The organism is Leeuwenhoekiella polynyae, assembly GCF_004104075.1.
Taxonomy (GTDB): domain Bacteria; phylum Bacteroidota; class Bacteroidia; order Flavobacteriales; family Flavobacteriaceae; genus Leeuwenhoekiella; species Leeuwenhoekiella polynyae.
This window is the reverse complement of sequence record NZ_QOVK01000010.1, coordinates 78,503-103,178: the sequence shown is the minus strand read 5'-3', so window position 1 is coordinate 103,178 and position 24,676 is coordinate 78,503. Positions and strand designations below refer to the sequence as shown.

The following is a 24,676-nucleotide window of genomic DNA, read 5'->3' as shown; positions in this document are numbered from 1 at the left end:
GAGATAGGTTGGTTGTCTTGCGAAATTAAATTATTTCATAAGATTCTCCAGATTTATTTGAGCATATTGTAGCAACATAATGGTTTTAGCATCTTTAATTGCGCCCGTTTTAATTAGGTCTAATGCCTCCTTGAATTGATATTCAAGTACTTCAATGTTTTCGGTTTCATCTGTTGCGCCACCACCTTCTGAGACTTTTTCTTTTTCAGAATATTCTGCTATAAAAAAGTAGAGAATTTCGGTAACAGAACCCGGAGACATATAAGATTCAAAGACTTTTTCAACCGTTTTTATACGGTATCCGGTTTCTTCTTCAATTTCTTTTAAAATAGCCGTTTTAGGGTCGTTCTCATCCAGTAAGCCGGCACAAGCTTCAATCATCATCCCGTCTTTATTTTTATTGAGATACGTAGGCATTCTAAACTGTCGTGTGAGGATTACCGTTTTTTTATCGGTATTATAAAGCAGAACCACAGCACCGTTACCCCGGTCGTAAGCTTCACGAGATTGCTTTTCCCATTGTTTACTGTTGTTGAGGTACTCAAACTCTACCTTTTTTAAAGTGTACCAATTGTCTGAAAGAATGCTCACCTGCATATTCCTCACATTATCATTCATGATTCAATAAGTTTTAAAGCGATTTGAAACGTAGTTCCTTTGTTGATCTCACTATTCAGCACACGCACCTGACCGTCGTGATATTCTTCAATAATGCGTTTTGTGAGTGATAAGCCTAGTCCCCAGCCCCGCTTTTTTGTTGTATAACCAGGTTCAAAAATAGTTGAGAAATTCATTTTAGGAATACCCTTGCCGGTATCAGAAATCAAAATTCTAACATACCTTGTGTCTCGCTTGATGGTTAGGGTTAACTTTCCTTTACCCTTCATAGCATCGATGGCATTCTTCACCAGATTCTCAATACTCCAGGCGTATAGCTCTTTATTCAGCATTACAAAAAGTTGTCCTTTTGGCGGAACATCGATTTCAAAGTCTATAAGCTTTGAACTTCTGTTAGCAAGATATTCAAAGGCTTCCTGAGTTTCAGTGATAATATTTGTTGCGTCTAGTTTCGGTATACTTCCAATTTTTGAAAACCTGCCGGTAATCGTTTCTAGACGGTTGATGTCTTTGTTTATTTCTTCAATGTACTCGGGATTTACATTTTCGGCTTTTAAAATTTCGGTCCACCCTACTAAAGAGGAAAGTGGAGTTCCTATCTGATGTGCTGTTTCTTTAGCCATACCGGCCCATAACAGGTTTTGTTCGGAAGCTTTTGAGGTGGCGTAGAAAAAGTAAATAACTCCGATAAATAAGATTACAATTATTACAAGCACTACAGGAAAATACTTCAACTGATTGATCACGGGAGAATGCCCGTAATAGGCATACCAAAGTTCTCCACCCAATATGTCGATGCGTATAGGATCGTTTTCTGCGGCCATTTCCATCAAAATTTCCTGGGATTGAATAGGATCGTCCAGAACGCCTTCAGGAATATTGATGCTGTTTACAATGCTATCCTTATAATCGGTTATGATTATAGGTATATACTGATTTTTGGAGTTGATTTTCTGACTTAGTGCATAATACTGGTTGATGTCCTCGGTATTAAAAGCTTCCATTGATGAAGCCCATACTTCCATGCGGTCACGCTCTGCCTGTTTGAGTTGGTCAAAAAACAAGGAGACATTCCAGAGAATTAATGCAGTGATGACAACTGCCGCAAAAATGATAAACCAGCGTATAAAGCGCTGATCTGTATTAAAATTCATAGGAACATGTTCTTTTTACTCAATAATCGAGATTATAATCTTTCGAGGAATACCTCAAAGTTGATAGTCATTACAGTATTTATTGGCACCGCCAAAGGGGTTAATACTCCGAGGCTTGCCGCGAAATTGAAAATTTGTTTCTAACGAATGCCACGTGGGCTCTCCTAGAGGTAGCATACAAGCCCCAAATTACAAAGTTGACCCAATTTAAATATAAAGTATTTCTTAAAGAATTATTGTATTCAAAACGGTTTTAAGTATTGAAGTGGTTGACTACCTTTGCGACATGAGTACAGAAATCTTAAGTATAGACCCTAAAGTGACTGATAATTCGCAAATTTACAGTGTGTTATCTGGTTCTGTAGGGCCTAGACCCATTGCTTTTGCAAGCACTTTAGACGCTAAAGGTAATCCTAATTTGGCGCCTTATAGTTTTTTTAATGTGTTTAGTTCGAATCCACCTGTTGTAGTTTTTTCCCCTGTAAGAAGAGGCCGAGATAACACTACAAAACACACGTTAGAAAATATTTTAGAAACAAAAGAAGTGGTGATCAACATCGTTAATTATGCGATGGTACAACAGATGTCACTAGCAAGTACAGAATATGATGCCGGCGTAGACGAATTTATAAAAGCGGGTTTTACTAAAGAAAATTCAGAGCTGGTTAAGCCTTTTCGAGTAAAAGAATCTCCGGTTCAGTTAGAATGTAAAGTAAAAGATGTAGTGGCTTTGGGTACTGAAGGCGGTGCAGGAAACCTGGTGATTTGTGAGATTGTAAAAATTCATATTCAAAAAGCGGTGTTGACAGAAGCCAATACTTTAGACGAGCATAAACTAGACCTCGTTGCGCGTATGGGGGGTAACTGGTATACCCGTGCAATAGATGGAATGTTTGAAGTGCCAAAACCTTTGCGTAATTTAGGTGTAGGCGTTGATGCCTTGCCAGAAGCAATACGTATGAGTACCATTCTTACCGGAAATGATCTGGGACGTCTGGGGAATGTAGAACTAATGCCTGATGCTGATGCTGTGGCAAAATATTTAGATGAAAACTCATCGCTACAAAATTTGGTAACTACCGGTGATACGGTAGCTTTGCATAAAGAGATTCAAAAACTGATTCAGCAAGATAATACAGGCGATGCCTGGAAATTAATTTTAGCCTAAGAGAACAGGCATATAAAACATCAAAACGACAGAAATGGAAGTACAGGGAAAAATTAAATTGATAGGAGAAACACAAACCTTTGGAAGCAATGGTTTTAGAAAGCGAGAGGTTGTTGTAATTACCGAAGAGCAGTATCCACAAACGATAATGGTTGAGTTTGTACAAGATAAAACAGACTTACTTAATAACTTTAATGTAGGTCAGAATGTAAAAATCAGCATCAATCTACGTGGAAGAGAATGGGTAAACCCACAAGGAGAGACTAAATATTTCAACAGCATACAAGGTTGGAGAATAGAAAATATTCAGGCGGGAGCTCCGGCAGCAGGTATGCCACCGGTTCCACCAGCAGACCAGTTTGAGCCGGCATCAGACTTTAGTGATGATGATCATGATGATTTGCCTTTCTAAAAAGCACGTTAAATACAACGAATACCCCGGGTGCTTTTTATAAGTTTCCGGGGTATTTTTTGTTATTAAAGTTCGTGAGTCTAGCTTTTGTAAAAAGAAAAAAGCTCTGGTTAAAGAGCTTTTTAATTGGTTTTAGGTTAACCTATTTAATAAACTAAAAAAGCAATGATGAACAAAATTATCGAATAGGTTACTTTAAATTTCGAAAAAAAATAGCAATTAAACAAAGTAAGCTGCAGTTTTTTATTAAAATCATAAATTATCGTTTTCATAACTCCAGATCAGCCATTTCCAGATTACAGCCTTGCAGATGCAGACGGACTGCTGGCAGTGGGTGCAGATCTAACGGTAAAGCGTTTGATTGATGCTTATTCTAAAGGAATCTTCCCATGGTATAATGATGGTCAACCTGTTTTATGGTGGTCTCCAGATCCCCGAATGGTTCTGGTTCCTGAAAATATTCACGTTTCTAAAACCATGCGAAAGGTCTTGCGGGAGCAACGGTTTAAAGTGACTTTTAATACGGCTTTTTTAGATGTGATCTTAAATTGTAAGCGTATTGAACGCGACGGTCAGTACGGTACGTGGATTACTAATGAAATGGTAGATGCTTATCTAGAACTCCATAAACAAGGTTTCGCAGAATCTGTTGAGATATGGGAAAGCGACACATTAGTAGGCGGTCTTTATGGAATAAATTTAAAAGAAAAGAAGGTCTTTTGTGGCGAAAGTATGTTTGCAAAAACCAGCAATGCCAGTAAAGTAGCTCTGATTACTTTGGCGCAAAAACTTCAGAAAAACAATTACAAATTAATAGATTGCCAGGTTTATACAGAGCATCTTGAAAGTATGGGAGCAGCTGAGATATCCAGAGCAGAATTCTTATCTGTTTTAACCTAGCGCTTTCATTTCAGCATATCTAAAGCAATTCACTTCGTGATCATTTACCATTCCGGTGGCTTGCATATGCGCATAAACTACGGTCGAACCGGTAAACTTGAACCCTCTTTTTTTTAGATCTTTTGAAAGTGCATCGCTAATCGCTGTTGTCGCCGGGGCTTCTTTGTAATAAATTACAGAATTCTGAACCGGTTTATAATCTACAAAACTCCAGATGTATTTTGAAAAACTACCAAATTCTTCCTGAATCTTCATAAAAGCTTTAGCGTTAGAAACCGTTGCGTTGACCTTTAGTTTGTTTCTGATGATTCCGGGGTTGCTGAGCAGTTCTCGAAGTTTAGATTCAGAATAATTAGCGATCTTTTTATAATCGAAATTATCAAGCGCTTCGCGGAAGTTTTCGCGCTTGCGCAAAATAGTGATCCAACTCAACCCGGCCTGAAAGGTTTCTAAGATCAGGAATTCAAAAAGCCGGGCATCGTCATAAACCGGCACGCCCCATTCTGTATCGTGATACGCCTCATAAAGTTTATCGCCCACGCACCAGCCACATTTGTGTTTTTCCATAAGTAAAGTTTAAGAGCTTAAAGATATTTAATCTTGCGCGAGTAGTTTGTTTTTTAGATTGTAAGTTCACTAAAAAAACAGCGACTTTTTCTTTATGACTATAACTACCTTAGAAAAGCAAGATCTGGTAACCAAAGCATTTAAAAATGCGATGACCTATGCAGAGTATCGCTTACTTGTTGAAAACCACGCAGAGTCGTTTACCAGCACCGGCCATACACAAACCGAAGCTTTATCTAATTATACCGTTCTCAATTATCGCAGGATGAAACGTTGGGATAAGATTTTGCGTTTTACTGAAGAGCAGCAAAAGCTCATTACTGAATTAAACCGATCTTTAAATTGGTTGGTGATTACAGAAAGCTGGTGTGGTGATGCCCCACCGGCAGTGGCAGTTATGCAGAAGATAGCAGAACTACAGCCGGCGATAGATTTAAAATTGGTTCTTCGGGATGAAAATCCACAGTTGATGGATGCGTTTTTGACTAACGGCTCTAAGTCTATACCCAAGCTTATTATACAAGATCCTAAAGATGATTCTGTTTTGATGGATTGGGGTTCGCGTTCTCAGGCGGCTCAAAAGCTGGTAGATGATTTTAAGGAAGAAAATGATGTGGTTACGGCAACTTTTAAAGAAAGTTTGCAACAGTGGTACAATCAAGATAAAGGAAAATCGGTTGTTAAAGAACTAGCCGAAATCTTACGCGTCCTCAACCTTGAAACTCGAATGTAATAGAGCCCAGCTGAGAATCTCGTTCACTTTTATTAAAAATAGCTTGCTCAGCATATTCTAAAGCTTGATCTACCAGACATCCGTTTGTTGTGGTTGATGCTGCTTTATTAAAATAAGCTTTCATAATCCCACCTATACCATTTACCTGAATGTTGATGACCACTTTTCCTGTGGCATCACAGGTATAAACAGGATTCGGAATTTGTATTGCATTTCGATCTTTAAGCTGATAGGTAACTGTGCTTCGACGGTAACTTGAAGTATTTACCTTAGAAATCTTTTCTGTTTTTTCAGTATCCCCAGAAGATTGTTGCTGGCTTCTTTTTTGACGCAGTGCGGCGATTCGAGATTGATAGTCCGGGTAATTCTCATCTTCTCCCTGATCATCTTCAGAGGCCGTTGTATTTTCTGAATCGGTTTTTAAAGCATTATCTACTTCATTTTGCTGATTAAAATACCGATTGGCTTCTCGTTTCAGCCTGTTGCTGTTTTGAGCCTGATTAGTCATTTGCTGCGTTTGTTGTAACTCTTCTTCGTTAAGAAGTTCTGGGAGTTCTTCTTCTGGATCATCCTGGATTATGGGAATGGGAATGAATTCTTCTACCTGAGAAGTGTCGTAAGGTGCCACCGTAAGAAAGAGAAAAACAATCACAAAGATACTGGCACCGGTAAAGGTGATCAACATTGCTTTATCTTCAGGTGATAGTTTCATCGGTTCAAAAATACAAAAACGCGGCGTGTGCGGCTGTTAAACAAAACGGAAGAAAAACAGAGGAATTGTATTATGCTTCAGCCTGTTTTAAGGCTGTTTCAAAATTTTCTAAGGATATAGCGTTAGCGACATCAAAATCACCAATTTTTGTTCTGCGCAAAGCGGAAAGATGTCCGCCACTTTCTAAGGCTTTACCAAAGTCGTGCGCAAGTGATCTAATATACGTTCCCTTACTGCAGCGTACGCGGAAGTGAACTTCAGGAAGCGCAATACAGGTGATTTCAAATTCTGAAATTTGCACTTCTCTGCTCGGTATTTCTACTGCTTCGCCTGCTCTCGCAAATTCATACAGGCGTTTTCCTTCTTTTTTTAAAGCAGAAAAAACAGGTGGTTTCTGCTGAATGTTTCCGGTGAATTGCGCAGTTGCATGTTGAATCAATTCCTCATGGAGGTGTTCTGTTGGAAAGGTCGCGTCAATTTCGGTTTCTAAGTCGTAAGAAGGTGTTGTGGCTCCTAAAACAATAGTGCCTGTATATTCTTTTTCCTGACCCATAAATTCTTCTATGCGCTTGGTGAACTTACCGGTGCAGATGATTAACAAGCCAGTTGCTAATGGATCTAAGGTGCCGGCGTGACCTACCTTAATCTTTTTGATCTTATAGGCTTTGCGAATGAGCCAGCGTACTTTGTTTACCAACTGAAAAGAGGTCCAATTGAGCGGTTTGTCAAATAACAAAACCTGCCCCTCTTTAAATTGTTCTTCGGTAAACTGCATACGTATTTCTGTTAATGATTTTTATTCAGGTGAGAGTTGGTTATAAATTATAGTAACCAAAACTTACGGCAATGATTCCTACGATCAGGCAATAAACGGCAAACCAAGAAAGCTTGCTCTTTTTAACCAATTTGATCATCCAGGTACAGGCGATAAGCCCACTTACAAAAGCAGCTACAAAACCTATAGAAAGAGCGGTGAAGTTACCCGATTCAGTAGTGATCTCACCACCTAAAATATCTTTAGCGATTTTCCCAAAAATCAACGGAACCACCATTAAGAATGAAAACCGAGCAGCTTTACTTTTATCATTTCCTAATAAAACCGAGGTTGAAATTGTAGCGCCACTGCGAGAAATTCCGGGAAGCATAGCGATAGCCTGAGCTATACCGATTACAAAAGCATTGCGATAGGTTACCGGTTTTTGAGTGTCTTTTGCTTTATCTGCTAGCCAAAGCAATAAGGCGGTAATGATGAGCATCATTCCAACTAAAAGAATATTTCCGCCAAAAAGTGATTCGAGTTGCTCTTCAAAAAAGAGTCCTATAAACACCGCAGGGATCATCGAGATAATGATTTTTAAAGAAAATTGTGTTTCTTCATTCCATTTAAACTGAAACAAACCTGTTATGATTTCAAGGATGTCTTTCCTAAAAACAACCAGCGTACTCAAGGCGGTTGCAAAATGAAGTACTACGGTAAAAAGTAAACTTTCTTCCGGTAAGGTGCTGTCTCCTAAAATCGCTTTTCCCAGCTCGAGGTGACCACTTGATGATACCGGTAAAAATTCGGTAAGTCCTTGAATAATACCCAGTATTATTGCGTCAATTATATCCATTTAAAAAGGTTGAAAGGAGGTTAGTTGGCGTTCTTTTTCTTATCAGGATTCAGCAATATCGCATAGACCTCAATCCCAAACCCTATTAAGACCAAAGCAGGAGCCAGACGTATACGTCTCCAGTTGTAAATCTCCGGGTTAAAGACATTAGGGTTATCGCTGCCGCCACCAGACATTAAAATAAACCCAAGTGCAATAACACCCAGACCTATCAACATCACTTTATAATTTTTCTTTTTAAAAATAAAACTACTGCGGTGCAGTTCGTTTTGCTTTTTACGCTTTTGTTCTCCCATTTTTAAAGGGTTAAATGTTATGATTTAAAAGACACGATGTCTTTACCTAATAGTATAATTCGTCTGTTCTTAAATTTAAGAAACGCTGTGTGGCTAAAAAAGTACTGAACCAAGTTATAATAACGCTTGCTACAAATACACCTACAAATAAAATAGCGAGAATTACAGGATCAGCAAGTAGTTCAAGCTCAGGAAAGGTCTGGTTTAAATAATATAAAACCGCAGCCATCCCCGCCAGAGCAATTAATGCGCCTACCATTCCCAGTTTCATACTCAGCCAGATAAACGGGCGGCGAATAAAACCTTTGGTAGCGCCTACCATTTGCATGGTTTTTATGGTAAATCGTTTAGAGTAAACTGAAAGTCGTATCGCAGAGTTGATGAGCAAAACAGCGATGAGCGTAAATACGCCGCTGATGATCACAATCCACAAACTTATTTTTTTGATATTATCGTTGAGTAAAGAGATCAAGGGTTGATCGTAGTTTACTTCTTCCACAAAATCTTTTGCGAGTAAATTGTCGGCAATTTCTTTTACCTGAGCGGCATCTACAAAGTCAGCTTTGAGGTAAACGTCAATAGAGTTCTGCAGTGGATTGTACCCCAGAAAATCCATAAAATTCTCCCCTATTTCTTTGCTGTGTTTTTCTGCAGCATCTTCCTTAGAAACAAACTGAGTCGATTTTGTATAATCTGCTAGTGCCAGTGTTTTTTCAAGTTGCTTGATCTCAACATCTTTGGCGTCATCTTTCAGATAGATCGTAAGCGCGATTTGCTCCTTAAAATGATCAGCAACTTTTTTAGAATTCAGCACCAGAAGTCCCAGCAGACCGAGTAAGAAGAGCACCAACGCAATACTTAAAATCACCGAAAAATAAGATGAGATCAATCTGCGACGTTGAAACTTTTCAAAAGATGATGCCATATTGCTGCTTAAAATTTAGATACCACTAGTGGGCAAAAATACTAAAGTTCGTGCTTCTTAAACGTACGCATTTCGCATTTTGTATTTTTATATCAAAGCTTTCGCTACTTTCAGCGTTTATAAGGGTTGAAACATCTTATAATTAAAAGCTTAACCCTGAAAATGATAAACTGATGAACATTTTAATATACGGAATAGGAGGAGTTGGCGGCTATTTTGGCGGAAAACTGACTAAAACCAATAATCATATAACGTTTATCGCTCGCGGAAAGCATCTGGAAGCGATTAAACAAAATGGATTGCAGGTAACCAGTTACAAAGGCGATTTTGTAGCGGAACCCGATCTGGCAACTGATGATCTCAGCGAAATACCTACTCCGGATTTAGTGATTCTAGGTGTTAAATCCTGGCAAGTTCCTGAGAGTATTCAAGCTTTAAAGCCGTATGTAAAATCTGAAACCGTGTTTTTACCCTTGCAAAATGGTGCTGCAAATGCAGAGAAAATTCTCGAGGTGTTGCCCGATGCTCAGGTTTTAGGAGGATTGTGCAGAATTATAGCTTTTAAAGACGGTCCCGGTAAAATAAAACATCTTACGTTTGAGCCAATTATAATATTTGGAGAACTCAACGGCAGTCTTACTGACCGCATAAAAGCCCTTCAGGAATTGTTTCAGGAAGCTGGTTTTGTGAGTGATTCAGTAGAAAACATTCAGGTTGAGATCTGGAAGAAATTTTTATTCATCTGTACGATAAGCGGTATTGGCGGATTAACCCGCGTGCCTATGGGTAAAATACGTTCCAGCGAATACCTGTTCCAGATGATGAAAGATACTGCCCAAGAGATTTTTAAAGTTGCAAAAGCCAAAGGAATAAATCTAACAGAAGCCCATATGGATTCGGTTTTTGAAGTGATTCAAAATCAAGATGCTGAGGTTACTGCTTCCACCCAACGGGATATTATGGAAGGCAAACCCAGCGAACTCGATAATTTTAATGGGTATATTGTTCGGGAAGGGAAACGGTTAGGGGTTTCAGTCCCGGTAAACGAACTCATTTACGAGTGCTTATTACCTATGGAAAAAGAGGCGCGGTCTTAACTAAATTTTGATGAAGGAATCTGAAGTCTCAAATCGCTTTTAAATCGTTAAATTTGCCGCTTCTAAAAGATATGCTTTAGATTTCGTTTGTCAGTCTGAGCCTGTCGAAGACCAATTAATGACTAATGGGTTGAAACTTCGACAAGCTCAGTTTGACAGTTTACAAGTCTTAAAGCAATTTCAACAAATGAACCTAGGATGAATTACGATTTTAACGCGATAGAAGAAAAGTGGCAACAGTTTTGGAAAGAACACAAAACCTTTGAAGCCCAAAACAACAGCGATAAGCCTAAATATTATGTGCTTGATATGTTTCCCTATCCTTCTGGGGCGGGACTGCACGTGGGTCATCCGCTAGGGTATATCGCCAGTGACATTTATGCGCGTTACAAACGGCATCAAGGGTATAATGTGTTGCATCCACAGGGGTATGATTCATTTGGACTTCCGGCAGAGCAATATGCGATTCAAACCGGTCAACACCCGGCAATCACTACCGAAACCAATATTGCCCGTTACCGCGAGCAATTGGATAAAATCGGTTTTTCATTTGACTGGAGTCGCGAGGTGCGCACGTCAAATCCCGAATATTATAAGTGGACACAGTGGATTTTTATTCAGCTTTTTGAAAGTTGGTACAACAACGACAGCAACAAAGCGGAACATATTGACACGCTGATCGCCAAATTTGAAGCTGAAGGAAATACTTCTGTAAATGCGGTGTGCGATGAAGATGTGGAATCTTTTACTGCTGAAGATTGGAAAAACGCTTCCGCGAAAGCAAAACAGGAAATACTTTTAAAATACCGCTTAACCTACCTGGCTGAAACCGAAGTAAACTGGTGTCCGGCTTTGGGTACCGTATTAGCAAACGATGAGATTGTTAACGGCGTTTCAGAACGTGGTGGGCATCCCGTAGTGCGTAAAAAAATGACCCAATGGAGTATGCGCATCAGCGCATACGCACAGCGTTTATTAGACGGTTTACAAGATATCGACTGGCCACAACCGCTTAAAGATTCACAAACCAACTGGATTGGTAGAAGTAAAGGGGCGATGGTCAAATTCCCCCTAGCCCCCAAAGGGGGAACTACAAGTAAGCCGGGATATAGGACAGGGGGAAATAATTCAGCGTTGCTGAATGAAAAAGCAAAAAAAATGCGATCTCAGCCTACTGAAGCAGAACAGCTGCTTTGGGAAGTTTTGAGTGGAAAAAAACTGGATTCAAAATTCAGAAGGCAGCACGTTATTGATGAGTATATTGTTGATTTTGTATGTCTTTCGAAGAAACTTATAATTGAAGTAGACGGATCTGTTCACGATAATCAACAGGGAAAAGATCAGGCAAGAACAGAAGTATTAGAAGATATAGGATATCAAGTTATTCGGTTTAAAAATGAAGAAGTTCTTCATGATTTGCAAAAGGTGATCGATCAGATCACAGCAAGTTTAGATGCGTTTGTTCCCCCTTCGGGGGTTAGGGGGATTGAAGTCTTCACCACCCGTCCCGACACTATTTTTGGGGTAACGTTTATGACGCTGGCACCCGAGTTGGACCTGGTACAGGAGATTACCACACCTGAGCAAAAGGCTGAGGTTGACGCCTACATTGAGGCGACTGCCAAGCGTAGCGAGCGCGAGCGTATGGCTGATGTAAAGACTATTTCGGGGGCATTTACTGGGGCTTATGCAGAGCACCCATTTACTAAAGAGCCCATCCCGATCTGGATAGGGGATTATGTACTGGCCGGTTACGGTACCGGTGCGGTGATGGCCGTACCTTGCGGGGATCAGCGCGACTGGGATTTTGCGACACATTTTGGTATTCCGATTAAAAATATTTTTGACGGAATTGATATCAGCGAGCAGGCTTACGCCGAAAAGGACAATACACCGTTGAAAGATTCTGATTTCTTAAACGGACTTTCATACAAGCAGGCGCTTCCTAAAGCGATTGAAGAATTGGAGAAAATAGGCGCCGGTAAAGGAAAAGTCAATTACCGCCTGCGAGATGCAGTCTTTAGCCGTCAGCGCTATTGGGGAGAACCCTTCCCGGTTTATTACGTGGACGGTATGCCGCAAATGATTGATGCGAAATACCTGCCTTTAGAGCTCCCGGAAGTAGAAAAATACTTACCCACCGAAGAAGGTGAACCGCCACTAGGTCGCGCCACGAAGTGGCATTGGGATACGAATACCAACGAAGTAGTAGGCCCCCCAACCCCCAAAGGGGGAGCTGATGCTGAGAATACCCCTTCGGGTGTTTATGGGCTGGAGCTGAACACCATGCCCGGTTGGGCAGGAAGCAGCTGGTATTTCTTTAGGTATATGGAGAAAGCCTTGCGCGACGAGGCTTTTGCATCAAAAGAAGCGATGGAGTACTGGCAAAATGTAGACCTCTACATTGGAGGTAGCGAACACGCTACTGGTCATTTACTATACAGCCGTTTCTGGGTGAAATTTTTAAAAGACCGTGGCTTCGCCCCAGTTGAAGAGCCGTTTAAAAAGCTCATCAATCAGGGGATGATTTTGGGGGAGAGTGCTTTTGCACATTCAGTTTATGTTGAGTATGATGAATCTGAATTGACTATGGATGAAGCAATAGATGTGTCGGACTATATTTCTTTAAGGCCTTTATTTTTCTCGAGTGATTTCCTTCCTGCATATCAGGAAAGCAATTTTAATGATCATTTTAAAGAAAAGCTTTCTGAAATAGAAAAATGGTATTCTAATGAAATTGAAAAAGATTTAGGTCATAAAAATCTTAATGTAAAGGTCTTGGATAGAGGAAGAAAATTTGTTGTTGATGTTTCCTTTGTAAATACATCAAATTTATTAGATGTTCCTGAGTTTCGGAATTGGAGAAAGGAGCTTGTAAATTCAATTTTTATTGATGAGTCATTGAGAATTATTTTTCCTGATTCAGGTGCAAAAGATTATAGAGTAAAAGTTTCACGCGAAGTAGAAAAAATGTCCAAATCCAAATACAACGTGGTAAACCCCGATGATATTTGTGAGGAGTACGGCGCCGATACCTTGCGTATGTACGAGATGTTTTTAGGTCCGTTAGAGCAGGCAAAACCCTGGAATACTGCAGGAATAACCGGAGTACATAACTTCCTCAAAAAACTCTGGAAGTTGTATCACAAAGTTGATCCTAATGGAAATGTTGGTGAGTTCTACGTTGATGCTTCCCCTTCGGGGACCGAGGGGCTTAAAGTTCTTCATAAAACCATCAAAAAGGTGCAGGAAGATATCGAGAACTTCAGTTTCAATACTTCGGTTTCTACCTTCATGATTGCCGTTAACGAGTTGGCTGCTGCAAAATGTAACAACCGTGAAGTGCTGGAACCTTTGGTGGTTTTGATTTCGCCGTATGCTCCACACATCGCAGAAGAATTATGGAGTTTATTGGGTCACGAAGGTTCGATTGCAACGGCACCGTTTCCGGAGTTTGACGCCAAGCATTTGGTAGAAAGCAGTAAAGAATACCCGATTTCGTTTAACGGGAAAATGCGTTTTACAATGGAGCTTCCGCTAGATCTTTCTAAAGAAGAAATCGAAAAAGCGGTACGTGCATACGAGAAAACTCAGGAATATTTAGGCGGTCGCGAACCTAAAAAAGTCATCGTGGTTCCCGGAAAGATCGTGAATTTTGTAGGCTAGCCCCCTAAACCCCCAAAGGGGGAATTGAAAATCGGAAATACAAAATTAGAAATACAAGGTATAATATTTCTGGAATTCTCAGTGTCACATCGAGCGCAGTCGAGATGCTAGCTTTAAATGTAGTTTGGTTCTCGACTGCGCTCGAACTGACTAAAACTTGGAGTAAACCGGTCGCTGAGTAACGGGACCAAAGGAGCGGTGTATCAAAGCGATCCCTCTCGAAACTTTTAATTCCGGTAATGACCTCCATCAAAAACTCGAAGTGACAGCCAATACGTCAGCTGATGTTTTCGGCTTATTTTTTGCTAATTATTCATTAGCTTTAATGAATTAAAACTAAAAATTATGTTTGGAGGATATATGGGCTACTATATACTTATAGGTGCAATCGCACTAGTAAGTTGGTTAGTTAGTAATAAATTAAAAAGTAAGTTTAAAGAGTATTCACAAGTACACTTACAAAATGGGATGAGCGGAGCTGAAATTGCTCGCAAGATGCTTAGTGATAATGGGATTACTGATGTAAAAGTCATTTCGGTACAGGGCCAGTTGACAGACCATTACAACCCTGCCAATAAAACGGTAAACTTGAGTGAACCGGTGTACAATCAGCGGAATGCCGCTGCGGCTGCGGTAGCAGCACACGAGTGCGGGCACGCCGTGCAGCACGCAAAAGCGTATAGTTGGTTGACCATGCGTTCTAAATTGGTGCCTGTAGTTAGCGTGGCTTCTCGGATGTCTATGTTTGTAATTATAGGTGGTGTGGTGTTGATGTCAATCATTGGTTCTGGATTAGGGATGACTGTAGCACTTATCGGTTTAGGACTTTTTGCGATGGGAACTTTATTTTCCTTCATAACCTTACCGGTAGAATATGATGCGAGTAATCGTGCTTTGGCCTGGTTAGAATCATCCAATATGTTGACACGTCAGGAACACGATGGTGCAGCAGATGCACTTAAATGGGCTGCTCGTACCTATGTTGTGGCAGCGATAGGTTCACTTGCAACTTTATTATACTTCGCACTTCAAATTTTTGGAGGAAGACGCTAGTGCTTAAAAGCACATTAAAAAATAAAAACCCCATCAACAGGATTTTGTTGATGGGGTTTTTTAAACAAATTTGATAATGCAAATTGAAGAGAAATTTAAAACGGTTGTAATTCACGAATTGGGGCACTGTCTTGCGAGGATGTTAACAGATTTTAACTTCAATGAAGATGATTACTCTTTGAGAATAGATTCTGTTTTAAATAGGAATACTGGTCAATTTTTAGATTATGAGGGTTGTTTTAGAAGAAAGGGTAATTATAATAAAATTGAGATTAATGAAGTAGTTATAACACTATATGGTTGTATTCTTCAATCTCTTTATCTGAATGAAGATTATATTAAGTGCTTTTCACCTTCACAAATAGACTCAATTGAATTCTATCGTGGTAAGAAGGATTATGATATTTTATACCACAAGATTGGAGCTGATAAAGTTTCGAAGATGAGGTCTTATATAAATGAAATCTTTTTGAATAAGATCGAAAAGTCTGATTTTAAAGACTTATTCAATCTTGATTTTAAAAAATATATTAAAGATAAAGATGAGCTACAATTGGATAAAAAGACCTTGTATTATATAGAATTTTATAGAATTAATGAGTTAAGTAATTTAGCAGAAAAGCATAAGTCACAGTTTAATGAATTTTTTAATGAGATAAAGCAAATCTTTGAGAAAGCACAATAAGTAAAAAGCCTCAAACAGAAACTATGTTTGAGGCTTTTTTAATGAGAATAGTTTCTCATTAATCTAAAATACGGATTACGAAATAATTCTTTTTACCGCGTTGGAGTAAGACAAAACGGTTGTTGATCAGATCTTCAGTTGTAACGGTGTAGCCATCTTCTACTTTTTCCTGATTTACAGAAATGGAGTTTTGTTTTAAAGCACGACGTGCTTCTCCATTAGAAGAAAGGAAACCTGTTTTTTCAGCAAGAGCAGCGATAATGTCTAGTCCGGCTTCAATCTCGCCACGACTCACTTCCGCTTGCGGTACCCCTTCAAAAACATCTAAAAAGGTCTTTTCATTAAGCGCCTTCAGGTTTGCAGCAGTAGACTTTCCGAAGAGAATTTCTGACGCTTTAACGGCATTCTCATAATTTTCTATACCATGCGTGCTCATGGTCACTTCTTCCGCGAGACGTTTCTGAAGTGTACGCTGGTGTGGGGCTTCCTGATGCTCAGTAATAAGATTTTCGATTTCTTCTTTTCCTAAAAAAGTAAAAATCTTGATGTATTTCGCAGCATCTTCGTCGCTTGTATTTAACCAATATTGGTAGAACTTATAGGGCGAAGTACGTTCTGCATCTAACCAGATATTGCCACCGGCAGTTTTTCCAAATTTGGTCCCGTCTGCTTTAGTGATGAGCGGGCAAGTCATGGCATATGCCTTACCACCACCTATTCTACGCACCAATTCAGTTCCCGTGGTGATGTTACCCCACTGGTCGCTTCCACCCATTTGAAGCGTTAGATCTTTTTCACGGTAGAGGTGCAAAAAGTCATAACCCTGAACGAGCTGGTAGGTAAACTCAGTAAAACTCATGCCTTCAGCAGATTCTGCAGACAAGCGTTTTTTAACCGAATCTTTAGCCATCATATAGTTTACGGTGATGTGTTTACCCACATCACGTATAAATTCGAGAAAGCTAAAATCTTTCATCCAGTCGTAATTATTAACCAGAACGGCTGCATTTTCTTCGTCAGAATCAAAATCTAAGAAGCGTGACAGTTGTTCTTTTATAGCTTCCTGATTGTGACGCAAGGTTTCTTCATCAAGCAGATTACGTTCATCAGATTTTCCTGAAGGATCACCAATCATACCCGTTGCACCACCAACAAGAGCAATAGGCCTATGGCCACTTGCCTGAAAATGTTTGAGCATCATAACGCCTACCAAGTGACCTATGTGAAGCGAGTCTGCAGTAGGGTCGATCCCTACATAAGCAGAGCGCATGGTCTCCATAAGATGTTCTTCGGTGCCCGGCATCACATCGTGAATCATGCCGCGCCATTTTAGCTCTTCTACAAAATTACTGATCATAATTGCTGTTTTCTGCGTCTTTACTCGATAATCGAGTTTTATTTTAATACCTGCTGTGCTTGTCTTAATGACAATTTACTAGCTGGCAAATATAAATATAATGCGCAAGCCACCACGACAAGAAAGTAAGAATATCACTAACTTCGCAGCTATGATTTTAGTAACGGGAGGTACCGGTTTAGTGGGTTCGCATTTGCTGTGGGAGTTACTTGTGCAAGGCGAAAAAAATATTCGTGCTATTTACAGAACACAAGAGAAAATAGATCCCGTTGAATCGCTTTTTAAGTGGAAAAATGAGCAGTCAGAATCAGCAGCAGCAGATTTTTATAAGATTGAATGGATGCAGGCAGACGTTACTGATATTCCTGCTTTAACCGAAGCATTCTCGGGAATTACAAACGTTTATCATTGTGCTGCGCTGGTTTCTTTCAGCCCAAAACGCTTTGAAACGCTTCAAAAAATCAATGTAGAAGGTACCGCAAATGTGGTGAATCTTTGTCTTAAAAATAAAATTCAGAAGCTATGTTATGTGAGTTCAGTGGCGGCTTTAGGAGATAGTCCAAAAGCAGTGACCGAAGAAACGCAATGGGAAGCTACAAAAGAAAATAGTGTTTATAGTATTTCTAAGTTTGCTTCAGAGATGGAGGTCTGGCGTGGTACTCAGGAAGGTCTTGATGTGGTTGTTGTAAACCCCGGAGTGATTTTTGGAGAAGGTTTTTATAAAGGAGGAAGCGGCGCACTTTTCAGAACGGTTCAGAAGGGATTGAAGTATTCGGTTCCCGGAGCGACAGGTTTTGTGGATGTAGAAGATGTCGTGAGAGCAATGGTTCTATTGATGCATGCTTCGGTCAAAAACGAACGATTTATTCTGGTGAGCCACAATCTGAAATTCAAAATAATTTTAGATCAAATAGCTAAGGCTTTAGGTGTGGCGCTTCCGAATAAAGAATTAAAAAAATGGCAGTTAGATCTGGCCTGGAAGTTAGACTGGTTCGCGAGTCTTTTTGGAAAACGTCGCAAGTTGACTAAAAGCACTGCAAGATCTGCGTACACAGAAAGTGTTTACGATAATTCTAAGCTTAAAAAAGAGTTGGGTTTTGAATATCGCGACATAGAATCTACAATAAGTCGTATTGCGAAGCATTTAACTGCTTACAGATTCTAATAAAGAATCATTTTCTACCTTTATGTCTTTAGAATCAGGCTTAACCATATTGACTTTTTTTATGGAGTCTCGTCTGCGGTTACTTTTCTCTAAACGAATACTGTCTAGTTCATTTTGTTTGAACTGCAACGCATCGCGTTGGGCGGTTAGTCGCTCACCTACTTCTTCCCACATAGCTGTGTATTCATTAAAATTCACCGAATAATAATCAATACTCTTTGCAAGCTGCAGGCTGTCAACATCATATTTCTTATAGATGTATGAATCTGGCTGAAGACCCAAAACAACCATGTCATTAACACTGTAGGTTTTGAGCGCTCGCATTAGTGAGATATCATACAAGATATCTGTCATTTTATCCTTTTTGATAAAATCATCAGGTTTTTTAGGAGTTTGAACTTCGTTACAACTCAAAATGAAAACCAAACCAAACAGCGCTAAAACTACTTTTTGCATCATCTATTAAAGGTTAAACGCTGCGCGTGACGCTCATCGTATACTTTGAAGTTTTTATAGGCTAAACGGCCGTTTACAAACGTATGTGAAATACGTGATTTAAAGGTGCTGCCTTCAAAAGGAGACCATTTGCATTTGTATAAAATATTATCTGTAGTAACCGTCCACGGATTATTGAGATCTACTAAAACAAGATCAGCATAATAGCCGGGTTTGATGTAACCTCTCTTTTCCACTTCAAAAAGTATCGCAGGGTTGTGACACATTTTTTCTACAATTTTCTCCAGACTTATTCTGCCTTCATGATACATCTCTAGCATTGCAGGTAGTGCGTGCTGTACGAGCGGGCCACCACTGGGAGCTTTAGTGTATACGTTTTGTTTTTCTTCTAAAGTATGCGGCGCGTGATCTGTTGCGATCACATCAAGGCGGTCATCCAGTAAGGCTTCCCAGAGGGCATCCTGATCTTTTTGTGTTTTTACAGCAGGATTCCATTTTATGAGCGTTTGTTTTTCGTCATAATCTGCATCAGAAAACCATAGGTGGTGAATACAAACCTCTGCGGTGATCTTTTTATCTTTTAACGGAGTCTTTTTGTCAAAAAGCTCCATTTCTTTAGCTGTTGAAAGGTGAAAAACATGCAAGCGAGCACCCGTTTCTTTAGCTAATGCGATTGCGCGTGAAGAAGATAAATAACAAGCTTCGTCACTACGAATTATAGGATGCATGTTAATAGGAATATCATCCCCATAGCGCTCTTTGTAAATTTCAAGGTTTTTACGAATGGTCTCTTCATCTTCGCAATGCACCGAAATGAGAAGGTCTGTGCTTTTAAAAATCTCACGCAAAACAGCCTCATCGTCTACAAGCATATTTCCGGTAGAACTACCTAAAAATAATTTGAGTCCGGCTACTTTAGTTTTATCAACTTTTTTGATCTCATCAAGATTGTCGTTTGTGCCGCCAAACATAAAGGAGTAATTCGCATAAGAGGTCTCAGCAGCTCTGCTGAATTTCTCCTCAAGCTTTTCGATTGTTGTGGTCTGTGGGATGGTGTTAGGCATTTCTATAAAAGAAGTAATACCTCCGGCCACAGCAGCACGTGATTCTGATTCTATGGTTGCTTTATGGGTAAGTCCCGGTTCTCTAAAATGAACCTGGTCATCAATAACGCCCGGTAAAAGGTGTTTCCCTTCTGCATCAAATACATGTACATCAGGTCCTTTAACACTGAGATTTTGACTTATCTCTTGTATAATTCCATTTTCGATATAAACATCACCACGCATGATGGTGCCTTCGTTTACAATATGTGCATCTTTGATAAGTACCTTTTCCATCTTAAATCTCGTAACTTTTAAAAAGACTTTTAATTTTCATTCCTAGAACACCAAAAACAGCTTCGCTGAATATACCGGTGCTCATTTTACTGGTTCCCTTTGTACGATCTACAAAGATTACGGGCACTTCAGTGATGTTAAAGCCTAATAAATGAGCTTTAAACTTCATCTCTATCTGAAACGCATACCCTACAAATTTTATCTTGTCGAGTGTGATCTGCTCCAGAACCTCGCGTTTATAGCAAATAAAACCTGCGGTAGTATCTGCAATATCTAAGCCAGTTATAAATCTAACATATTTTGACGCTATATATGACATTAGGACACGCCCCATTGGCCAATTTACCACATTAACTCCGGTCTTATATCTTGAGCCTATTGCCAGGTCTGCGCCTCCTTTTGAACAGGCGTTATAAAGACGTATCAAATCATTAGGGGCATGCGAGAAATCTGCATCCATCTCAAAAATATAAGCATAATCCCGCTTTAAGGCCCATTTAAATCCTGCAATATAGGCGGTGCCCAGACCATTTTTACCGGGACGCTCCAGCAGGTGTAGCTGTCCTATAAATTCTTGCTGCAGGCTTTTTACCAAAACAGCCGTTTTGTCTGGAGAATTATCGTCTACAACCAAGACATCAAAGGCACGTTGCTGCGCAAAAATATTGCGCACCAGCTTTTCAATATTCTCTGCTTCGTTATAGGTGGGGATTATGACGAGCGAACTAGCCATCGTAAGTAATTTAATCGCAAATGTAATTATTTTGGGCGTTAATTGTTGGGCACTTTTCTCTAAACTCTCGTAATTATAGTAATTTTAACCTCTCAAAAAAGTTAGAATTTGCAAGCCTTAGAACGAAGTGTTACAAGTAATGACTGGATTACTCTGGTGTTTGTGGCATGTTTAATACTTATTACTATCGCAAAAGTCGCTTACGAGTCTCGTTTTATAGATTTTGCAGAGTTACTTATAAATGAAAAGTACCTTCTTAAGGCTGGTAAAGATATTCAATTTGAGAATCCTTTTAATTTGATTCTTTTTGCTTCGCAGTTTCTTTCTATTTCTCTTTTTATCTACCTCGCTTTTATACAATTTGCTATTAGCTCAGATGTCACCTCTTTTTTATTGTATCTGCGTATTGTGCTGGCATATGTTGTCTTTGTCTCTTTAAAGTTTTTTATAGAGCGTATGCTAGGTGTTCTATTTAGTGGGGAGCAACAGCTCAATGCCTACCAATTGTCAAAATTGAGTTACCGCAGTTATTTTGCATTAATCCTGTTGCCGGTAAATGCAATATTTGTTTATGCAGTACACCCTACTCTGCTTGTGATCCAGATTGTGGTAGGAATATTTGTGATTTTTAATATAATTAGCCTTTTCAACACCTATAGAAGGTATGAAAAGTTGATTTACAATAATCTGTTTTATTTTATTTTGTACCTTTGCGCTCTTGAAATCGCGCCCTACTTCATTTTATATAAGGTGTTTAGTTTTATATAGGTAGTTAAAGTGGTGTGAGTTAAACACAAATTTAGAATGTCTATGAAAGTGAAGACTATTTTGGTTTCGCAACCAGAACCAAAAGTTGAGAATTCTCCCTATTTTGAATTACAGGAAAAGAAGAAAGTAAAAGTTGACTTTATCCCGTTTATACACGTTGAAGGTGTACCTGGCAAAGAGGTTAGACATCAAAAAATCGACTTAAGCAAATACACGGCTATTATTTTAACCAGTCGTAATGCAGTTGATAATTTTTTCCGCATAGCGGAAGAAATGCGTTTTAAAGTGCCAGACAGTTTAAAGTATTTTTGTCAGAGTGAGGCAGTAGCCTATTATCTGCAAAAATATGTAGTTTACCGTAAGCGTAAGATTTATGTGGGTAAACGTACATTTACAGAAATGTCACCCATTCTGAAAAAGTATAAAAGCGAAAAATTCTTATTGCCTTCTTCAGATTCTTTAAAACCTGAAGTACCTAACGTACTAAACGACCTAAAACTTACTTGGGATCGTGGTATATTTTACCGTACTGTAGTAAGTGACCTGTCACATTTAAAAGATGTGACCTATGATATTTTAGTTTTCTTTAGCCCCAGCGGAATCAAATCTCTGTTTGAGAACTTTCCAGATTTTAAACAAAACGATACGCGTATTGCTGTGTTTGGAAATTCAACGGTAAGAGCAGTAGAAGAAGCCGGACTTAAAGTTAACATTATGGCACCTACACCAGAAACACCATCGATGACGATGGCTCTAGAAAAGTATATTGATGATGTAAATAAGAAATGATCTTATACATCACGTTACAATAAAAAGGCTCCATTGAGGAGCCTTTTTTTGTTTAGCGTTTTTCTACTGTTTAGATCAAAGGCGGCATAAAGCTTAATTGTTGTGTTTAAGCAAAAATTGCAATTAATCTGTAGAGAATAGAATGCTGCATTTTCATTTTCCTAAATCGACTTCTAAATGCACCTTATTCCTAGCTATTCCCATAATCCCGTATAGCTATTATCCACTAGTTATAAGATAGGAATGCTTACAGGTAACCCAATAGTCAATCCATAGCCAAACCACATTCACCCACAGATTTTGTGGTAAAGTGTGGTTGGAGTGTGGTAGGAGTGTGGTAGGACTGTGGTTTCATTATGCTTTTACTCGGAAGTTGGTTGCCCATTCATTATTGCTTCACTTGCATATGCTTCATATTTTTTAAAATTTGCTTTAAAAGCTGTAGCCAGTTTGTGAGCCGTTTTATAATAACCTTCATCGTTGTTCCAGGTTTGTCGAGGACTCAACACGCTATCAGGAACACCGGGACAGGTGCGCGGTTGGGCAACTCCAAAAACAGAGTGAATATGATAGTCTTCGTGGTTGATTTCTCCCAACTTATTATCGAGTGCTGCATTAATCATCGCGCGGGTATACTTTAGTGCCATACGTTTTCCTATTCCATAAGGGCCACCCGTCCACCCGGTATTGATAAGCCATACATTAACGCCGGTTTCTTGCATTTTAGCAATAAGCATCTCAGCATAGCGTGTAGGATGTAATGGCATAAATGGCGCTCCAAAGCAAGCCGAAAAAGAAGGAGTAGGTTCGGTAACACCTGCTTCGGTACCTGCAATTTTTGCTGTGTAACCGCTTATAAAATGATAAGCAGCCTGTCCCGGAGTGAGTTTTGAGATAGGAGGCAAAACCCCAAAAGCATCTGCTGTTAAAAAGAAAATGTTTGTAGGCTTTTTACCTGTTGAAGGAGTCTGAATATTATTAATATGATGTATCGGGTAGCTTACGCGGGTATTTTGGGTAATAGATGTGTTTGTATAATCTACTTCTTGATTTTCGGCTACACTAACATTTTCTAACAATGCACCTCCTTGAATCGCCCCAAAAATATCCGGTTCCTGTTCTTCAGAAAGATTGATAACCTTGGCATAGCAACCTCCTTCAAAATTGAATATTGTATTGTCTGGTGTCCATCCGTGCTCATCATCGCCTATGAGCTTTCGGGAGGGATCTGCACTCAAGGTTGTTTTACCTGTACCAGAAAGTCCAAAGAAAATAGCTGTTTCTCCATTTTCTCCTACGTTAGCAGAACAGTGCATAGGTAGCGTATTTTTCTGGGTAGGAAGAAGAAAGTTCAATACCGAAAAAATTCCTTTCTTGATCTCACCTGTGTATCCCGTGCCGCCTATTAAAATTGTTTTTTCTTCAAAACTGATGATCGCAAAATTTTCTTGTCGCGTACCGTCAATTTCAGGATTAGCCTTAAATCCAGGTGCATTGAGAATGAGCCAGTCTTCTTTAAAACTCTCTAACTCTTCTTCAGTAGGTCGCAAAAACATATTATGAGTAAACAAATTTGACCATGCATGCTCGTTGATCACGCGTATTCCCAGACGATATCGGGGATCGGCACAAGCAAAGGCGTCTCTTACAAAAAGTTTTTTGTCAGAAAGATAGGTCTGTATTTTTTCGCGCAGGCGACTAAACCTGAGTTTGTCAAATGGGATATTGATATCTCCCCACCATACTTCATCGCGCGTAAGCTCGTCAATCACAATGAATCGATCTTTAGGGGACCGTCCGGTAAATTTCCCGGTATTTATTGCGAGAGCTCCAGAAGCTGTTGTTTTACCCAGACCATTTTCTACACAGATCTGGTGCAGTTCTTGAGGGTCTAATTGATACTGAACTGTTGCATTTTTGATTCCGTATTTTGATAACGAAATCGTTTTCGTAAATAAGGCAGTTGAAGCCATAAAATTGAATTTTTAGTAAATACGCGGTAAAATTAGTGCTTTAATTTTATCAATAAGTATAAAGCAATTGATTATTTTACAGATTTAATAAAATTATAGGTAATTAGAATCCAGGCTGAGATTAGTAAAGCACCGCCTATTGGGGTAATCCAGGCAATGGCCGAAATATCAATTTCCGTAAGAGGTTTTGTGGTGAGTAAATAAATAGAACCGCTGAATAAAAGCACGCCTAAAAGAATCAGATAAAATGTGCTTTTTTGAGCTTTTTCAGTTAAGGGTAAGGCAGTACCGGTTAATAGCAGTAAGAATGCATGGTACATTTGGTAACGCACACCGGTTTCAAATGAATTTATAGCTTCGGGAGTTAAACTCTCCTTAAGGCCGTGGGCTCCAAAAGCTCCCAGAATGACTGCTGTTAAACCTAAAAGCGAACCGGTGATGAGAAGCGTTCTTTTCATAATACGTGTTTTAATGCGCGATCAAATGATTAAATTCA

Annotated in this window: 25 protein-coding genes; 11 read left to right on the top strand and 14 right to left on the bottom strand. The window is 39.4% G+C overall.

What is annotated here, in order from left to right; all coding sequences use genetic code 11:
• Positions 1–30 precede the first annotated feature (30 nt).
• Together DSM02_RS12100 and DSM02_RS12095 are read right to left on the bottom strand one after the other, a co-directional pair.
• Complete coding sequence (locus DSM02_RS12100) at positions 31–618, bottom strand: NUDIX domain-containing protein (protein WP_128765879.1); 588 nt, start codon at positions 616–618, stop codon at positions 31–33.
• On the bottom strand, positions 615–1,772 hold the full coding sequence (locus DSM02_RS12095) for a sensor histidine kinase (protein WP_128765878.1): 1,158 nt from the start codon (positions 1,770–1,772) through the stop codon (positions 615–617). The genes DSM02_RS12100 and DSM02_RS12095 overlap by 4 nt, the downstream gene beginning before the upstream one ends.
• Positions 1,773–2,058: 286 nt before the next feature.
• Between DSM02_RS12095 and DSM02_RS12090 the strand changes: the two genes are divergently transcribed.
• The 3 genes from DSM02_RS12090 to aat all read left to right on the top strand — a co-directional run bounded on the left by DSM02_RS12090 (position 2,059) and on the right by aat (position 4,252).
• Positions 2,059–2,940 (top strand): flavin reductase family protein, encoded by an 882-nt coding sequence (locus DSM02_RS12090; protein WP_128765877.1) that lies wholly within the window; start codon positions 2,059–2,061, stop codon positions 2,938–2,940.
• Between the two features lie 34 nt (positions 2,941–2,974).
• Positions 2,975–3,352 (top strand): DUF3127 domain-containing protein, encoded by a 378-nt coding sequence (locus DSM02_RS12085; RefSeq protein WP_128765876.1) that lies wholly within the window; start codon positions 2,975–2,977, stop codon positions 3,350–3,352.
• 261 nt (positions 3,353–3,613) lie between these two features.
• Entirely contained in the window at positions 3,614–4,252 is a 639-nt protein-coding gene (aat, locus tag DSM02_RS12080) for a leucyl/phenylalanyl-tRNA--protein transferase (RefSeq protein ID WP_128765875.1), read from the top strand.
• On the opposite strand, the gene DSM02_RS12075 is transcribed toward aat, so the two are convergent.
• On the bottom strand, positions 4,244–4,819 hold the full coding sequence (locus DSM02_RS12075) for a DNA-3-methyladenine glycosylase I (protein WP_128765874.1): 576 nt from the start codon (positions 4,817–4,819) through the stop codon (positions 4,244–4,246). The genes aat and DSM02_RS12075 overlap by 9 nt on opposite strands.
• 94 nt (positions 4,820–4,913) lie before the next feature.
• Here DSM02_RS12075 and DSM02_RS12070 point away from each other — a divergent pair, with 94 nt between their 5' ends.
• Entirely contained in the window at positions 4,914–5,552 is a 639-nt protein-coding gene (locus tag DSM02_RS12070; RefSeq protein WP_128765873.1) for a thioredoxin family protein, read from the top strand.
• Here the strand turns inward: DSM02_RS12070 and DSM02_RS12065 are convergent.
• The 5 genes from DSM02_RS12065 to DSM02_RS12045 form a co-directional block, all read right to left on the bottom strand.
• Positions 5,530–6,264, bottom strand: coding sequence for a hypothetical protein (locus DSM02_RS12065; protein WP_128765872.1), 735 nt, complete (start codon positions 6,262–6,264; stop codon positions 5,530–5,532). The two genes, DSM02_RS12070 and DSM02_RS12065, sit on opposite strands and share 23 nt — an antisense overlap.
• A 70-nt stretch (positions 6,265–6,334) precedes the next feature.
• Positions 6,335–7,039: a tRNA pseudouridine(55) synthase TruB gene (gene truB / locus DSM02_RS12060; protein ID WP_128765871.1), complete on the bottom strand. Its 705-nt coding sequence runs from the start codon at positions 7,037–7,039 to the stop codon at positions 6,335–6,337.
• A 40-nt stretch (positions 7,040–7,079) separates the two neighbouring features.
• A complete protein-coding gene (gene uppP / locus DSM02_RS12055; RefSeq protein ID WP_128765870.1) occupies positions 7,080–7,877 on the bottom strand; it encodes an undecaprenyl-diphosphatase UppP in 798 nt (265 codons plus the stop codon).
• 20 nt (positions 7,878–7,897) lie between these two features.
• The gene (locus DSM02_RS12050) at positions 7,898–8,173 is read right to left on the bottom strand and encodes a DUF3098 domain-containing protein (RefSeq protein WP_128765869.1); all 276 of its coding nucleotides are present in this window, start codon (positions 8,171–8,173) and stop codon (positions 7,898–7,900) included.
• A gap of 46 nt (positions 8,174–8,219) precedes the next feature.
• Entirely contained in the window at positions 8,220–9,098 is an 879-nt protein-coding gene (locus DSM02_RS12045) for a cell division protein FtsX (protein ID WP_128765868.1), read from the bottom strand.
• Positions 9,099–9,271: 173 nt separating this feature from the next.
• Between DSM02_RS12045 and DSM02_RS12040 the strand changes: the two genes are divergently transcribed.
• The 4 genes from DSM02_RS12040 to DSM02_RS12025 all read left to right on the top strand — a co-directional run bounded on the left by DSM02_RS12040 (position 9,272) and on the right by DSM02_RS12025 (position 15,599).
• On the top strand, positions 9,272–10,195 hold the full coding sequence (locus tag DSM02_RS12040; protein ID WP_128765867.1) for a ketopantoate reductase family protein: 924 nt from the start codon (positions 9,272–9,274) through the stop codon (positions 10,193–10,195).
• A 198-nt stretch (positions 10,196–10,393) separates the two neighbouring features.
• Complete coding sequence (locus tag DSM02_RS12035) at positions 10,394–13,861, top strand: leucine--tRNA ligase (protein ID WP_128765866.1); 3,468 nt, start codon at positions 10,394–10,396, stop codon at positions 13,859–13,861.
• Positions 13,862–14,206: 345 nt separating this feature from the next.
• On the top strand, positions 14,207–14,914 hold the full coding sequence (locus DSM02_RS12030; RefSeq protein WP_205875146.1) for a zinc metallopeptidase: 708 nt from the start codon (positions 14,207–14,209) through the stop codon (positions 14,912–14,914).
• A gap of 76 nt (positions 14,915–14,990) precedes the next feature.
• Positions 14,991–15,599, top strand: a complete 609-nt coding sequence (locus DSM02_RS12025) for a hypothetical protein (protein WP_128765865.1) — start codon at positions 14,991–14,993, stop codon at positions 15,597–15,599.
• Between the two features lie 58 nt (positions 15,600–15,657).
• Here the strand turns inward: DSM02_RS12025 and tyrS are convergent, their stop codons facing one another.
• A complete protein-coding gene (gene tyrS / locus DSM02_RS12020) occupies positions 15,658–16,956 on the bottom strand; it encodes a tyrosine--tRNA ligase (RefSeq protein WP_128765864.1) in 1,299 nt (432 codons plus the stop codon).
• A 151-nt stretch (positions 16,957–17,107) separates the two neighbouring features.
• Between tyrS and DSM02_RS12015 the strand changes: the two genes are divergently transcribed.
• A complete protein-coding gene (locus DSM02_RS12015; protein ID WP_164918302.1) occupies positions 17,108–18,121 on the top strand; it encodes an NAD-dependent epimerase/dehydratase family protein in 1,014 nt (337 codons plus the stop codon).
• On the opposite strand, the gene DSM02_RS12010 is transcribed toward DSM02_RS12015, so the two are convergent.
• The 3 genes from DSM02_RS12010 to DSM02_RS12000 are packed head-to-tail and all read right to left on the bottom strand — an operon-like array spanning position 18,101 to position 20,650.
• Entirely contained in the window at positions 18,101–18,580 is a 480-nt protein-coding gene (locus tag DSM02_RS12010) for a DUF4296 domain-containing protein (protein WP_128765863.1), read from the bottom strand. The two genes, DSM02_RS12015 and DSM02_RS12010, sit on opposite strands and share 21 nt — an antisense overlap.
• Positions 18,577–19,917, bottom strand: a complete 1,341-nt coding sequence (locus tag DSM02_RS12005; protein WP_128765862.1) for a dihydroorotase — start codon at positions 19,915–19,917, stop codon at positions 18,577–18,579. The genes DSM02_RS12010 and DSM02_RS12005 overlap by 4 nt, the downstream gene beginning before the upstream one ends.
• Position 19,918: 1 nt before the next feature.
• Positions 19,919–20,650, bottom strand: coding sequence for a polyprenol monophosphomannose synthase (locus tag DSM02_RS12000; RefSeq protein WP_128765861.1), 732 nt, complete (start codon positions 20,648–20,650; stop codon positions 19,919–19,921).
• A 108-nt stretch (positions 20,651–20,758) separates the two neighbouring features.
• Here DSM02_RS12000 and DSM02_RS11995 point away from each other — a divergent pair, with 108 nt between their 5' ends.
• Both DSM02_RS11995 and DSM02_RS11990 read left to right on the top strand, forming a co-directional pair.
• On the top strand, positions 20,759–21,418 hold the full coding sequence (locus DSM02_RS11995; protein ID WP_128765860.1) for a DUF4271 domain-containing protein: 660 nt from the start codon (positions 20,759–20,761) through the stop codon (positions 21,416–21,418).
• Positions 21,419–21,460: 42 nt separating this feature from the next.
• Positions 21,461–22,207, top strand: coding sequence for a uroporphyrinogen-III synthase (locus tag DSM02_RS11990; protein ID WP_128765859.1), 747 nt, complete (start codon positions 21,461–21,463; stop codon positions 22,205–22,207).
• 362 nt (positions 22,208–22,569) lie between these two features.
• Here the strand turns inward: DSM02_RS11990 and pckA are convergent, their stop codons facing one another.
• The gene (gene pckA, locus DSM02_RS11985) at positions 22,570–24,180 is read right to left on the bottom strand and encodes a phosphoenolpyruvate carboxykinase (ATP) (RefSeq protein ID WP_128765858.1); all 1,611 of its coding nucleotides are present in this window, start codon (positions 24,178–24,180) and stop codon (positions 22,570–22,572) included.
• Between the two features lie 71 nt (positions 24,181–24,251).
• Entirely contained in the window at positions 24,252–24,638 is a 387-nt protein-coding gene (locus DSM02_RS11980) for a DUF423 domain-containing protein (protein WP_128765857.1), read from the bottom strand.
• Between the last annotated feature and the right edge of the window lie 38 nt (positions 24,639–24,676).

What these genes read in the sequence shown, in the direction of transcription:
- DSM02_RS12100 (WP_128765879.1), bottom strand. Translation starts at nt 618, where the DNA reads ATGAATGATAATGTGAGGAATATGCAGGTGAGCATTCTTTCAGACAAT.
- DSM02_RS12095 (WP_128765878.1), bottom strand. Translation starts at nt 1,772, where the DNA reads ATGAATTTTAATACAGATCAGCGCTTTATACGCTGGTTTATCATTTTT.
- DSM02_RS12090 (WP_128765877.1), top strand. Translation starts at nt 2,059, where the DNA reads ATGAGTACAGAAATCTTAAGTATAGACCCTAAAGTGACTGATAATTCG.
- DSM02_RS12085 (WP_128765876.1), top strand. Translation starts at nt 2,975, where the DNA reads ATGGAAGTACAGGGAAAAATTAAATTGATAGGAGAAACACAAACCTTT.
- DSM02_RS12075 (WP_128765874.1), bottom strand. Translation starts at nt 4,819, where the DNA reads ATGGAAAAACACAAATGTGGCTGGTGCGTGGGCGATAAACTTTATGAG.
- DSM02_RS12070 (WP_128765873.1), top strand. Translation starts at nt 4,914, where the DNA reads ATGACTATAACTACCTTAGAAAAGCAAGATCTGGTAACCAAAGCATTT.
- DSM02_RS12065 (WP_128765872.1), bottom strand. Translation starts at nt 6,264, where the DNA reads ATGAAACTATCACCTGAAGATAAAGCAATGTTGATCACCTTTACCGGT.
- truB (WP_128765871.1), bottom strand. Translation starts at nt 7,039, where the DNA reads ATGCAGTTTACCGAAGAACAATTTAAAGAGGGGCAGGTTTTGTTATTT.
- uppP (WP_128765870.1), bottom strand. Translation starts at nt 7,877, where the DNA reads ATGGATATAATTGACGCAATAATACTGGGTATTATTCAAGGACTTACC.
- DSM02_RS12050 (WP_128765869.1), bottom strand. Translation starts at nt 8,173, where the DNA reads ATGGGAGAACAAAAGCGTAAAAAGCAAAACGAACTGCACCGCAGTAGT.
- DSM02_RS12045 (WP_128765868.1), bottom strand. Translation starts at nt 9,098, where the DNA reads ATGGCATCATCTTTTGAAAAGTTTCAACGTCGCAGATTGATCTCATCT.
- DSM02_RS12040 (WP_128765867.1), top strand. Translation starts at nt 9,272, where the DNA reads ATGAACATTTTAATATACGGAATAGGAGGAGTTGGCGGCTATTTTGGC.
- DSM02_RS12035 (WP_128765866.1), top strand. Translation starts at nt 10,394, where the DNA reads ATGAATTACGATTTTAACGCGATAGAAGAAAAGTGGCAACAGTTTTGG.
- DSM02_RS12030 (WP_205875146.1), top strand. Translation starts at nt 14,207, where the DNA reads ATGTTTGGAGGATATATGGGCTACTATATACTTATAGGTGCAATCGCA.
- DSM02_RS12025 (WP_128765865.1), top strand. Translation starts at nt 14,991, where the DNA reads ATGCAAATTGAAGAGAAATTTAAAACGGTTGTAATTCACGAATTGGGG.
- tyrS (WP_128765864.1), bottom strand. Translation starts at nt 16,956, where the DNA reads ATGATCAGTAATTTTGTAGAAGAGCTAAAATGGCGCGGCATGATTCAC.
- DSM02_RS12015 (WP_164918302.1), top strand. Translation starts at nt 17,108, where the DNA reads ATGATTTTAGTAACGGGAGGTACCGGTTTAGTGGGTTCGCATTTGCTG.
- DSM02_RS12010 (WP_128765863.1), bottom strand. Translation starts at nt 18,580, where the DNA reads ATGATGCAAAAAGTAGTTTTAGCGCTGTTTGGTTTGGTTTTCATTTTG.
- DSM02_RS12005 (WP_128765862.1), bottom strand. Translation starts at nt 19,917, where the DNA reads ATGGAAAAGGTACTTATCAAAGATGCACATATTGTAAACGAAGGCACC.
- DSM02_RS12000 (WP_128765861.1), bottom strand. Translation starts at nt 20,650, where the DNA reads ATGGCTAGTTCGCTCGTCATAATCCCCACCTATAACGAAGCAGAGAAT.
- DSM02_RS11990 (WP_128765859.1), top strand. Translation starts at nt 21,461, where the DNA reads ATGAAAGTGAAGACTATTTTGGTTTCGCAACCAGAACCAAAAGTTGAG.
- pckA (WP_128765858.1), bottom strand. Translation starts at nt 24,180, where the DNA reads ATGGCTTCAACTGCCTTATTTACGAAAACGATTTCGTTATCAAAATAC.
- DSM02_RS11980 (WP_128765857.1), bottom strand. Translation starts at nt 24,638, where the DNA reads ATGAAAAGAACGCTTCTCATCACCGGTTCGCTTTTAGGTTTAACAGCA.